This window comes from Streptomyces sp. NPDC002671, from assembly GCF_053592475.1.
The window spans coordinates 20660-32109 of record NZ_JBSFVU010000050.1 but is presented as its reverse complement, the minus strand read 5'-3'; the positions used below and the strand labels follow the sequence as shown (position 1 = coordinate 32109).

Here is an 11450-nt window from a genome sequence, read left to right as displayed (position 1 = left end):
AGCTACCTCGCCGGCCTCGAACTCCGCGCCTCCATGATCTGGGTCGGAGATCTCTTGCAAGCAGCCGATTGATCACGACATCACACAGGCCCTAGCTAGAAGACTCATGAAGATCTTGTTGAGGGGCTGTCCGGTTGTAGGCCGGGCGGCCCCTTGGTCTATGCGGTGGCCGGACTGATCGTCCAGGTGTTGCCTGTGCGGGTGAGTCCGAGGTTGATCAGTCGGCGGAGGTTGAGGGCGGCTGCTCGGGTATGGAGCCAGGCGTTGTTGGTGATGGTGCCGCGGTAGCAGAGTTTGCGGTTGCCGTGGTGGACGAGCCAGGCGACGGCGCGTTCGACCGGCGGTCTCCAGCGGCGGTAGTCGGCTTGCCAGTCGGGGTCGGTGGCGGCCTGGCGGCGGGCGCCCGTGAGGAGGTCGTGGTGCGGGCGGATGGTCAGGATGCGTCCGGCCCTGACCTTGGTGCACCGCTCGCGCAGGGGACATCCAGTGCACAGGTTCTTGAAGGCCGCCTTGCGCTGGTTGTGCTGACCGCCGGGGTCCGACAGGGCAACGGTGTGTCCAGCAGGGCAGGTCACCGTGGCGGCGGCGGTGTCGATGGCGAGGTCGTCCAGGGTGAAGCCGCCGGGGACGGCCGCCCGGAGCGGGGCGGGTTTGAGGAACAGCCGGTGCCCTGCCTCTTCGAGGGCCTGGCGGGCCTCGCCGGTGGAGTAGGCGGTGTCACCGAAGGCGTCCGCCGACTCGACTTCTTCGGCGAGCAGGTCCAGGCCGACGGTGGCCTCGTGGTGCTCGGGTCCGCTGCCGGGCCGCAGGGCGACGGCGGTGTATAACCCGGTCTCGGGCTCGATGGCCAGGTGGGCCTTGTATCCGTCCTGCTGGTGGGTGCGGGTCTTGTGGATGTGCCGGGCCTCGGGGTCGACGGTGGAGACCATCCGGTCCTGCGCGGTGCCCCGGGTGATGCGCCAGCGCCCGTCGCGGCCGTCGGAGTCCTCGGCAGGTTCGGCATCCTGGCCGGCGACCAGAGCCAGGATGCCGACGGCGTTCGCGGCCTGCTCGTCGTTCCAGGCGATCCTTGGTTTGCCCGGGTCGCTGTAGTCGTGCGCGGTGCACTGCACGGCTGCCACCTGGCCGGCTCCCGGGACCTCCCGGATTACCGCGCGGATGGCGGCGATGATCTGGGTGACGGTGTCCTGTGTGGCGACCGCGTCGTCCAGAACGGTGGAGTCCAGCGCCCGCCGGTGCTTGCCTTTGAGGACCCCGGTGGCCTTCACGACCTCGCGCACCGCCTCGAAGACCCGGTTCGGGCGGGCAAAACGGCCCAGCCGGCGGCGGAAGCAGCCCAGCAGGGACGGGTCGAAGTCACCGGTTGCCGACGCTCCGCGTCGACTCCCTCCCCCGCCTTGTAGCTGGACGCACCAGACCCCGCTCACCTGCGCTTATGAGGCGCCGCAGCTCTCCTCCGACCTGATCCGCCGGACAGGCCCTGGCCTCCCAACCGGTCAAGCACAGCGCAGCGCCACCGCTCGGTCTCGGCGATCTGATTGAAGGTGAAGAGGTGCAGGCCGACGATCCCCGCCGAGGGAGAAGAGAGCGCGCCCGCGGAACGGGCGAGCAGCCGCTCGGGCGAGTAACCGCCGGGTGTCGCGAAGCGCAGGAACCACGAGGCGTGCTTGGTCAGAAAGCGCGTCGACTCCCCCACCCCGATCTTCGCCGCCATGGACAGCAGCTTCGCCCGCTGCACCGGCCCCGCGACGCCCACGTGGACGGGCAGGGTGATATCGCGGCGGCGTATCCGGCCGACCCAGTCACCCAGCACGCGCGGGTCGAAGCAGAGGTTGCTCACGATGTACGTGGCGTACGCGCGCTTGTCCCACATCGCCTGGATGGTGAGGTCGTCGTGGATGAGCGGGTGGCTCTCGGGGTAACCGGTGATGCCGACATGAGCGAAGGGGCTGCCCAGCTCGCTCAGCCTGCGCAGCACCGGTAGTGCCCCGTCGTAGGCCCCGGCCGGCGGATCGGCGTCGCCAGCCGGGACGAAGACGTCGTCGACGCCCGCCTCCCGGAGCCGGTCGACGACATCCTTCAGGTGCGCGTCGTCCCGCAGCAGCCGCGCGGGCACGTGCGGGACGACGCGATAGCCGTGCGCCGTGAGCCGGGTGGCGAGGTCGAGCGTCGGTTCCAGGCCCTTGACCGGCGACGCCGTCACGGTGACGACGACGTCGCGCGGGACATGGGCGAGGACCTTGTCCTCGGTCGCCTTCGCGGGCAGCACCTCGTAGCGGACGCTGTGCAGCAGCGCCCGGAAGTGTTCGCCGTCCAAGGTCTAACCGGCCTGCTTCTGGGCGTCGCGGTACCGGTAGTACGCGGCCTTGGAAGGGGCCAATGGGTCCTTGTCCAGGATGAGATCGGCCGCCTTCTCCGCGATCATCATCACCGGCGCGTAGATGTTGCCGTTGGTGACATAGGGCATCACCGACGCGTCGACGACGCGCAGTCCCTCCACACCGTGCACGCGCATGCTGGTGGGGTCGACGACGGACATCTCGTCGGTGCCCATCTTGCAGGTGCACGAGGGGTGCAGGGCGGTCTCACCCTCCTTCGCGACCCAGGCGAGGATCTCCTCGTCGCTCTCCACGGACGGGCCCGGTGAGATCTCCCCGTCGTTGTACGGGGCCAGCGCGGGCTGGTTGAGGAGCTTGCGGGCGACGCGGATCGACTCGACCCACTCGCGGCGGTCCTGTTCCGTGGACAGGTAGTTGAAGCGCAGCGCCGGGTGCTCGTTCGGGTCCTTGCTCTTGATCTTCACCGAGCCGATGGCGTCGGAGTACATGGGACCGACGTGCACCTGGTAGCCGTGCCCGCCGGCGGGCGAGGAGCCGTCGTAGCGGACCGCGATCGGCAGGAAGTGGAACATCAGGTTGGGGTAGTCCACGTCCTCGTTGCTGCGGGCGAAGCCGCCGGCCTCGAAGTGGTTGGTCGAGGCGGGGCCCTTGCGGAAGAGCCACTGCAGGCCGATGAAGGGGGCGCGCCACTTCGCCATGTACGGCTGCATGGAGACGGGCTGCTTGCAGGCGTACTGGATGTACACCTCCAGGTGGTCCTGCATGTTCTCGCCGACGCCCGGGAGGTCGTGGACAACGTCGATGCCGATCGCGCTCAGTTCCTCGGCGTTGCCGACGCCGGAGAGCTGCAGCAGCTGAGGGGAGTTGATCGCGCCGCCGCAGAGGATGACCTCGCGGGCTCGCACCTGCTGGACCTTGCCGCGCCGCCGGTACTCGACACCGACAGCACGCTTGCCCTCGAAGAGGACGCGGGTGACCAGGGCGCGGGTGGTGACGGTGAGGTTGGGCCGCTTCTTCGCGGGCTTGAGGTACGCCTTCGAGGCCGACAGACGGCGTCCCCTGTGGACGTTGCGGTCGAAGGGGGCGAAGCCCTCCTGCTGATAGCCGTTGACATCGTCGGTGCGGGGGTAACCCGCCTCCTGGACGGCCTTGAGGAAGGCGGTGAACAGCGGGTTGGAGGCGGGGCCGCGTTCGAGGACGAGGGGGCCGTCGTGGCCGCGGAACTCGTCGTCGGGGTCGGCCGCGAGACAGTTCTCCATCCGCTTGAAGTACGGCAGACAGTGCGCGTAGTCCCAGGACTCCATGCCGGCATCGGCGGCCCAGCGCTCGTAGTCCATGGGGTTGCCACGCTGGAAGATCATGCCGTTGATGCTGCTGGAACCGCCCAGCACCTTGCCGCGCGCGTGGTAGATGCGCCGGTCGCCCATGTGAGGCTCGGGTTCGGACTCGTACTTCCAGTCGTAGAACCGGCTGCCGATCGGATAGGTCAGCGCCGCGGGCATGTGGATGAAGACATCCCACGGGTAGTCGGGCCGGCCGGCCTCCAGGACCAGCACCTGGTTGCCCGGGTCGGCGGAGAGTCGGTTCGCCAGTGCGCTGCCGGCGGATCCACCGCCGACGATGACGAAGTCGTATTGCAGGGGAGCCATGGTGCCTCGTCTCGCTCGCGCCGTAGATACGCGTGGCATGCTAGTACGAGTATCTCTATACGCACTAGGTTGCGAGCAACGCAACTTGCATGGTCTACGTTTCGATGCTGTTACTTGCCATGCTGTTGTTTACTGCGCGTATAGTTTCGCTGTGAGCAACTACAGTCCAGATACCGAAACGACAGGTTCGCAGTCCGGCGGGGTACAGTCCGTCGACCGCGCCATCAGCGTGCTGGAAATCCTGGCCCAGCGCGGCGAGGCCGGCGTCAGCGAGGTGGCCGCCGAGATCGATGTTCACAAGTCGACCGCGTTCCGGCTGCTCGGCGCCCTGGAGGCGCGCGGTCTGGTGGAGCAGGCGGGCGAGCGCGGCAAATACCGCCTCGGCTTCGGCATCGTACGCCTGGCCGGCGGGGTCACGGGACGCATCGACATCACCCAGCAGGGCCGTCCGGTCTGCGAGCGCCTCGCCGAGGAGATCGGCGAGACCGTCAACATCGCCGTGATGCAGGAGCACTACGCGATCAACCTGTACCAGGTGCGCGGCCCGGGGGCCGTCACCGCGCACAACTGGGTCGGCCAGCTGACCCCTTTGCACGCCACGTCCAGCGGCAAGATCCTGCTGGCCCACATGCCCGCCAAGCAGCGCGCCGCGCTACTGTCCGAGGCCGGCCTGAAGAAGGTGACCCCGCACACCCTGACCTCGAAGACGAAGCTCGAGAAGAATCTCGCCGAGGCTCGGGAGCGTGGCTACGCCTGGACCCTGGAGGAGCTGGAGATCGGGCTCCACGCCATGGCCGCGCCGGTCCGCGACCGGGACGGAGAGGTCATCGCGGCACTCAGCGCCTCCGGCCCCGCTTACCGGTTCACCGAGGAGCGCATGCACGAACTCGCTCCGGTGCTGGTCAAGGGCGCGGAGGAGATCAGCCATCGGATGGGCTACCTGGGTTGAACGCCCAGGTGCCGCCGCCGTCGGCACCTTCAGCCGCCACCGTCGGCCTGCCGAGAACCGCCGCTACTGCGACTGCCCTGTCCCGAGACGCTCCCGGACCCAGTCGTGGAACTCGCCGATGTGGTGCTCGCTGGGCACCAGTACGCCGCCCTCGGCGTACAGCCGGGAGCTCATCGCGGGCTGACAGCGCTCGCACGCGTCGAAGTCCTGCCGGTTGACGCGGTCGAAGAGCTCCACTGACCGGCTGACATCCTTGCCGCTTTCGACGACGTGCTTGAGGTAGAGCCAGTCGCACTCGACGATCGTGCGGTCCGCGGCGACCGGGTACATCCGGTGGAAGATCACATGGTCGGGGACGAGGTTGATGAACACCTGCGGCCTGACGGTGATCGCGTAGTAGCGGCGGTCCTGCTCCTCGGAGACCCCCGGAATGCGGTCCAGTCCCTCGGAGCCGTCAATGGTGAAGCCCTTGACCTCGGCGCCGAACTCCGCGCCGTGACCCACGTAGTACTGAGCGGCGTACCCGTCGGCGAACTCCGGGAGTACCTCGGTGAGTTCGGGGTGGATCGTGGCGCAGTGGTAGCACTCCATGAAGTTCTCGACGATCAGCTTCCAGTTCGCCTTGACGTCATAGACGATCCGCTTGCCGACCTCGAGGTTCTCCATGTCGTAGTGCTCGATCGACTCGGTGTCGCCGAGGCGTGCAACGACGTCCTGCACGACCTCCTCGAAGGGAGGCGGGTTCTCCGCGAGGCACACCCACACATAGCCGAGCCATTCATGGGTCGCCACGCTCGCCAGGCCGTACTCCGTGCGGCTGACATCGGGCATCTTGGTGAGGTTGGGCGCGGCAACGAGTTTGCCCGTCAGGTCGTACGTCCAGGCGTGGTAGGGGCACTGGAAGGCGCGCTTGACCTCGCCGGTCTCCTCCGTACAGAGCTTGGCTCCGCGGTGGCGGCAGACGTTGAAGAAGGCGCGTATGGAGTTGTCCCGTGCGCGCGTGATCAGGATGCTCTCGCGGCCCACCTCGACGGTCCGGAAGGCGCCGGGCTTGGCCAGATCCGAGGAGCGTACGGCACAGAACCACATCGTTTCGAAGATGCGCTCCTGCTCCTGGGCGAAGATCCCCGGATCCGTGTAGAAGGAGCCGGGCAGGGTGGCGATCAGGCTGTCCGGCAGGCTGGTCGAGGTCACAGTGCACTCCTCGGAGAACGTCGTGGATCGGTCATTCACGCGCCGGGAAGAGCGACTCCGGACGGCGTTTTATATGGAGCAACGCTGCGCGCTATACGCAACAGCAGCATGAAATGCACCATCGGTGATGTCAAGATGTCGCGGAGGCGAGCTGCTTGCGCCAACGCATGAAAAGCCGCGGCTGGTTCATCGCGAGGACGGCGACCGGATGTCCGGCACGCCGGTAGACGGCCAGAAAACTGCGGTCGCCCGGGACGCCTTCCTCGACCGTCACACTGTCGGCACCGGCTGAATGCCCGGCGAACTGGATCTTCACACCGTACTGGTCCGACCAGAAGTACGGCGGCCGGGGCACGCCCGGCTCCGCCGCACCCCACGACAGCAGCGTGGCCACGGCCACGTCGGGCCGCTCGCGCGCACCGGTCCAGTGCTCGACGCGGCGGTGGATCCCCGCGTGGGGGTCGTACCAGGAGGCGCAGTCACCGACGGCGACCACACCGGCGAGGCTGGTGCGGCCGTCCGCGCCGCACTTGACGCCGTTGTCGAGCGCGACGCCGGATCCTTCCAGCCACTCGACGCACGGACGCGCGCCGACACCGACGACGACGGTGTCGGCGGGGATACTGCTGCCGTCCTCGAGCAGGACGGCGTCGACCCGGCTCTCCCCGCTCAGCCCCTTGACCCCCACGCCGCACAACAGCCGTACGCCGTGGTCCGCATGGAGGGCGGAGACGATGCCGCCCATGGTCTCGCCGAGCGGTCCGGCGAGCGGCGTCGGCGCCGCCTCGACCACCGTCACGTCGAGTCCGAGAGCGTATGCGGTGGAGGCGACCTCGGCGCCGATGAATCCGCCGCCGATCACGACCAGCCGCCCACCCAGGGCCAGTTCGTCCCGCAGGGCGCGGGCGTCGTCCAGGGTGCGCAGTGTGTGCACCCCGGCCAGGCCGTCGGTGCCGGGCAGCGTCCGCGCGGCCGCGCCGGTCGCGATGACGAAGCCGTCGGCTCGGACCTCGCGGCCGTCGGCGAGCCGCACGGCGCGATCCGCGCTGTCGAGTCCGGCGGCGCGGGCGCCGAGCAGCCACTCGGCCTGCAGGTCCTCGTCGTCCGACTCCAGCACGAGATCGGCTTCGCCGATGTCACCGGCCAGGAACTCCTTGGACAGCGGCGGCCTGTCGTACGGGCGGTGCGGTTCGTCGCCGATGATGACCAGCCGCCCGTCGTACCCCCGTTTCCGCAACGAGCGCGCCGCCGACAGACCGGCCAGCGAGGCACCCACCACGGCCACTGTCCTCACGCGGGACCTCCGGCGAGCCGGGACGCAACACAGGGCGGCAGGTTGGGTGCCTCCGTGGACGGCCGGACGTAGATCATGCCCTCCTCGATGAGGACCTCATGGGTGCGGACCGGACGCTTGGCCGGCGGAGCGTCGACGGCTCCGGTCCGGAGGTCGAACTTCGAAGCATGCAGCGGGCATTCCACCTCGCAGCCCTCCAACCAGCCGTCGGCGAGCGACGCGTCCTGGTGGGTGCAGGTGTCATCGATGGCGAAGACCTCGCCGTCATCAGTGTGGAACACCGAAACCGGCGGATCGATGTCTAGCCGGTAGGCCTCGCCTCGCGGCAGATCCACGAGAAGGCACGCGGGAATCATCATGACACCTCGGTGCGTATAGCGAAACGGATTGCGGTAAGCGCAACGTCAGTTTGAGGGCGGCCCCAAACCCTTGTCAAGGCATCCAGAGGACAGGCCGACCCCTTGTTCAAGGTTGCTTTTTACGCAACGCCTTGCGCCATAGACAACACACCGCATGAAGGAGCCGGCGTGGCGATCAGCGTCTTCGACCTGTTCAAGGTGGGCATCGGTCCGTCGAGCTCCCACACCGTGGGGCCCCTGAAGGCCGCCCGTCTCTTCGTCACCGGGCTGCACGAAGACGGTCTGCTCCCCCACACCGCCTCGGTCCGGGCGGAACTCTTCGGGTCGCTCGGCGCCACCGGTCACGGCCACGGCAGCGGCAAGGCGGTACTCGGGGGGGCGAGGAACAACTGAACGAAAACTGACGCTAAGCCCTTCGCGTGCCTGAGAGCGCTTTGACCTGGGGTTCGGCGGAGGCGGAGCCTTCGGCAGTCGTGTTGATCACTGACTGTCTGGAGGTCCGGAGTGCCGGTCGAGTTTCTGACGGATGAGCAGGCCGCAAGCTATGCGGCGTACGGCGGGGCGCCGTCGCGGCGCCTTCCAGGACGCGGCCCGCGGCCGGGTCGACCTCGCGCGGGTCGAGCGGCACTGGGAGGACATCCTGCGAATCATCGGGTCCATCCGCACCGGGGCCGTGCGTGCGTACGACGTCATCCGCATGCTGTCGCGGGACGGGCGCCCCACCCCGCTCGGCGACGCGATCGCCCACTACGGGCGGATCGCCAAGACGCTGCACATCCTGCGCCTGGCCGACGAGCCCGGCTACCGGCGGCAGATCAAGGTGCAGGCCAACCTCCAGGAGGGCCGCCACGCGCTCGCCCGGAAGATCTTCCACGGCAAGGCCGGGCAGCTCTACCAGCGCTACCAGGACGGTATGGAGGACCAGATCGGCGCCCTGGGCCTGGTCCTCAACGCGCTCGTGCTGTTCAACACGCGGTACGTGGACGCCGCGGTGAACCAGCTGCGCGCGGACGGCTTCGACGTCCGCGACGAGGACGTGGCCCGCCTCTCCCCGTTCGTACGGCACCACGTCAACATGCTCGGCCGGTACTCGTTCCAGCTCCCCGAACTGCCGGGCGGCCTGCGCCCGCTGCGCGACCCGGACGCGGCCGAAGAGGTGTGACCCCGGTGCGGGTGACCGTCACCGCCGGGGCTGTCCCGGCGGTGACGTTTGCACTGGTCACCGGCTCGTAGGGTGCCGGGAGCCGTAACACCGGCGGAGGGCGTGGCGGCTATGCGTCGCGGCGGGTGCGGTAGGCGGCCGATGAGAGCTCCGGGCTGCTGCTGAGCCGGGACTGGGGTGCGGGCGGCCGTCACACCGGGTGGGTGCGGCGGCCGTGGGTGGGATCGGCTCGTGGTTCGAGTCAGTCAGCAGAGCGGCGGATCAGCCCGGCGTCACCGCACCCTCTGGCACTCCGAACCACTCCTCCAGCGCCTCCGCCAGCCCGGCCGTCGACGTCGGCGCCTGCGCCCCCGCGTCGGCCGCCCAGGCCGTGAAGCCGTCCGGACGGACGAGGACCGCCGCCAGTTTCGGGCGGGACGGGCAGCCGGCCGTCAGGGTGTCGACGCGGCCGGCATACCCCGCAGCGAGGGCCCGGAGCTCCGGGTCGTCGCTGAGGTCGAGCAGGAGCGCCCGGCCGCCGTGGAGGTGGTCCGCGAGGCGGCCGCCGCCGGTGAGTTCGAGGTCCGGGGTGCTGCGGCCGGTCAGCGGGTGCTCGCCCGGCAGCTCGTACCGCACCCCGGAACCGTTGAGCCGCGCGGTGAGGTACGTGGTGCCCACGACCGTCCCCGCCAAGTCGCTGACCATCGCGCGCAGGGCCCGGGACTGCGGGTCCGGGCGCATGGCCGCGACCTGGGACCGGGTCCAGTCCAGGACCCACGCACCGACCGGGTGCCGCTCGGAGGTGTACGTGTCCAGCAGCCCTTCCGGCGCCAGCCGAGCCAGGACAGCACCCCCGCCCGGCGGGAGTTCCAGGTGTTGACCGCCGCGGTGCCCCAGAGCAGTTCGAGGGCCTCGCCGATCTCGTCGTCCGCCACCGACGCCAGACACCGGGCCTCGCCAAGCCGTTCGGCGGTCTTGCCCACCCCGATCCCGTAGTTCCGGACCGTGTTCGGGTTGCCGAGCGAGTCGAGGAACACGTCCGCCGCCGCGCGGACGGTCATGGCCTTCCCGGTCGGCAGCTGTACGACGGTGGGCACCACTTCCTCCTTGCCACAGATAGCAGGGCCGCTTCACGCAGCGGCCGAAGAACGTCACCGCAGGTGACGAATCAAGCTACGCAGATATTGGGGTGTTATCTGTGGGACGACTTCAGACCCGTCCCGGAGTCGACGCACCGTCAGCCGCCCACCAGGGCCGACAGATCCTTAGCGCCAGTTTTCGTTCCGATGTTCCTCAGCCCCCTACTTCTCGGCCTGGAAGGCGAGGATCCGGAAACCGTCGACACCGACACCGTGGACGACAGGGTGCACCGGATCCACGAGGCCGGCCGGTTGCGGCTGCTGGGCCGCCGGGAGGTGGAGTTCCGCGAGCGCGAGCACCTGGTACTGCACCGTCGCCGCACGCTGCCGTTCCACCCCAACGGCATGGTGTTCACGGCCCGGGACCACGATGACCGCGAGGTGAGGGCGCGCACGTACTACTCGGTGGGCGGGGGCGTCGTGGTGGACGGGAGCGCGACGGGTGCCGACCGCATCAAGCCCGACGACACTCCGGTACGGCTCCCCTTCGGCTCGGCATCCGAACTGCTGCTGCGCGCCTACGAGACCAGCCTGCCGATCAGCAGGGTGATGCTCGCCAACGAGCTGTCCCAGCGGAGCGAGAGCGAGGTGCGCGCCGGCCTGCTGCGGATCTGGAGGGTGATGCAGGAGTGCGTGGAGCGCGGCTGTTCACGGACCGAGACCACCCTGCCCGGGCGGCTGCAGGTGCCCCGCCGTGCCCCGCAGCTGCTGCGCAGCCTCGCCGAGGACTCCCAGTATGTGGATCCGCTGCACATCATGGACTGGGTCAACCTCTTCGCGCTGGCCGCCAACGAAGAGAACGCCTCGTGCGGTCGCGTGGTCACCGCGCCCACCGACTGTGCGGCCGGGATCGTGCCCGCGGTACTGCGCTACTGCACGCGCTTCGTTCCCGGGGCCGACGAGGACGGGGTCGTCCGCTTTCTGCTGGCCGCCGGCGCGGTGGGGGCGCTGTTCAAGGAGAGCGCGTCGATCTCCGGGGCCGAGGTGGGCTGCCAGGGAGAGGTCGGGTCCGCCGGCTCCATGCCCGCCGCTGGTGTCGCCGAGGCGCTCGACGGCACGCCGGAACAGGTCGAGAACGCCGCGGAGATCGGCATGGAGCACAATCTCGGGCTGACCTGCGACCCGGTCGGAGGCCTGGTCCAGATCCCCTGCATCGAGCGGAACGCCCTCGCATCCGTCAAGGCGATCAATGCGGCACGAATGGCGCTGCGCGGCGACGGCACCCATGTGGTCTCGCTCGACAAGGTCATCAAGACGATGCGCGAGACCGGTGCCGACATGAAGGTGAAGTACAAGGAGACCTCGCGCGGCGGCCTCGCGGTCAACGTCATCGAGTGCTGAGACGTCAACAAGTGCTGAGCGTCTTCGAATGTCGAGACGAGGCTG

7 protein-coding genes and 5 pseudogenes are annotated in these 11450 nt (G+C 69.0%); 4 read left to right on the top strand and 8 right to left on the bottom strand.

Going from position 1 to position 11450, the window contains the following annotated elements:
• Positions 1-158 precede the first annotated feature (158 nt).
• The 3 genes and pseudogenes from ACWD35_RS39880 to betA all read right to left on the bottom strand — a co-directional run.
• Positions 159-1361, bottom strand: a pseudogene (locus ACWD35_RS39880) (transposase); the annotation flags it as partial.
• A gap of 62 nt (positions 1362-1423) precedes the next feature.
• Complete coding sequence (locus ACWD35_RS39875; protein WP_451356249.1) at positions 1424-2317, bottom strand: 5,10-methylenetetrahydrofolate reductase; 894 nt, start codon at positions 2315-2317, stop codon at positions 1424-1426.
• A 3-nt stretch (positions 2318-2320) separates the two neighbouring features.
• Positions 2321-3988, bottom strand: a complete 1668-nt coding sequence (gene betA / locus ACWD35_RS39870) for a choline dehydrogenase (protein WP_168489764.1) — start codon at positions 3986-3988, stop codon at positions 2321-2323.
• Between the two features lie 151 nt (positions 3989-4139).
• Between betA and ACWD35_RS39865 the strand changes: the two genes are divergently transcribed.
• Entirely contained in the window at positions 4140-4937 is a 798-nt protein-coding gene (locus ACWD35_RS39865; protein WP_451356248.1) for an IclR family transcriptional regulator, read from the top strand.
• 63 nt (positions 4938-5000) lie between these two features.
• Here the strand turns inward: ACWD35_RS39865 and ACWD35_RS39860 are convergent, their stop codons facing one another.
• From ACWD35_RS39860 to ACWD35_RS39850, 3 genes are all read right to left on the bottom strand, one after another.
• A complete protein-coding gene (locus ACWD35_RS39860) occupies positions 5001-6131 on the bottom strand; it encodes an aromatic ring-hydroxylating oxygenase subunit alpha (RefSeq protein WP_451356247.1) in 1131 nt (376 codons plus the stop codon).
• 130 nt (positions 6132-6261) lie between these two features.
• Complete coding sequence (locus tag ACWD35_RS39855) at positions 6262-7425, bottom strand: NAD(P)/FAD-dependent oxidoreductase (RefSeq protein ID WP_451356246.1); 1164 nt, start codon at positions 7423-7425, stop codon at positions 6262-6264.
• Positions 7422-7784 carry a bifunctional 3-phenylpropionate/cinnamic acid dioxygenase ferredoxin subunit gene (locus ACWD35_RS39850; RefSeq protein WP_451356245.1) on the bottom strand — a complete coding sequence of 121 codons (363 nt, stop codon included), beginning with the start codon at positions 7782-7784 and terminating at the stop codon, positions 7422-7424. The genes ACWD35_RS39855 and ACWD35_RS39850 overlap by 4 nt, the downstream gene beginning before the upstream one ends.
• A gap of 168 nt (positions 7785-7952) precedes the next feature.
• Here ACWD35_RS39850 and ACWD35_RS39845 point away from each other — a divergent pair.
• A pseudogene (locus ACWD35_RS39845) lies at positions 7953-8162 on the top strand (serine dehydratase beta chain); the annotation flags it as partial.
• 148 nt (positions 8163-8310) lie between these two features.
• Positions 8311-8946 (top strand): Tn3 family transposase, encoded by a 636-nt coding sequence (locus ACWD35_RS39840; RefSeq protein ID WP_451356244.1) that lies wholly within the window; start codon positions 8311-8313, stop codon positions 8944-8946.
• 261 nt (positions 8947-9207) lie between these two features.
• Here the strand turns inward: ACWD35_RS39840 and ACWD35_RS39835 are convergent.
• Together ACWD35_RS39835 and ACWD35_RS39830 are read right to left on the bottom strand one after the other, a co-directional pair.
• Positions 9208-9810, bottom strand: a pseudogene (locus tag ACWD35_RS39835) (aromatic-ring hydroxylase C-terminal domain-containing protein); the annotation flags it as partial.
• Positions 9756-10022, bottom strand: a pseudogene (locus ACWD35_RS39830) (site-specific integrase); the annotation flags it as partial. The pseudogenes ACWD35_RS39835 and ACWD35_RS39830, both read right to left, overlap by 55 nt.
• A gap of 204 nt (positions 10023-10226) precedes the next feature.
• Here ACWD35_RS39830 and ACWD35_RS39825 point away from each other — a divergent pair.
• Positions 10227-11405 (top strand): annotated as a pseudogene (locus ACWD35_RS39825) (L-serine ammonia-lyase); the annotation flags it as partial.
• Between the last annotated feature and the right edge of the window lie 45 nt (positions 11406-11450).

Coding starts and splice junctions, on each gene's coding strand:
- betA (WP_168489764.1), bottom strand. CDS start 3,988: ATGGCTCCCCTGCAATACGACTTCGTCATCGTCGGCGGTGGATCCGCC.
- ACWD35_RS39850 (WP_451356245.1), bottom strand. CDS start 7,784: ATGATGATTCCCGCGTGCCTTCTCGTGGATCTGCCGCGAGGCGAGGCC.
- ACWD35_RS39840 (WP_451356244.1), top strand. CDS start 8,311: ATGAGCAGGCCGCAAGCTATGCGGCGTACGGCGGGGCGCCGTCGCGGC.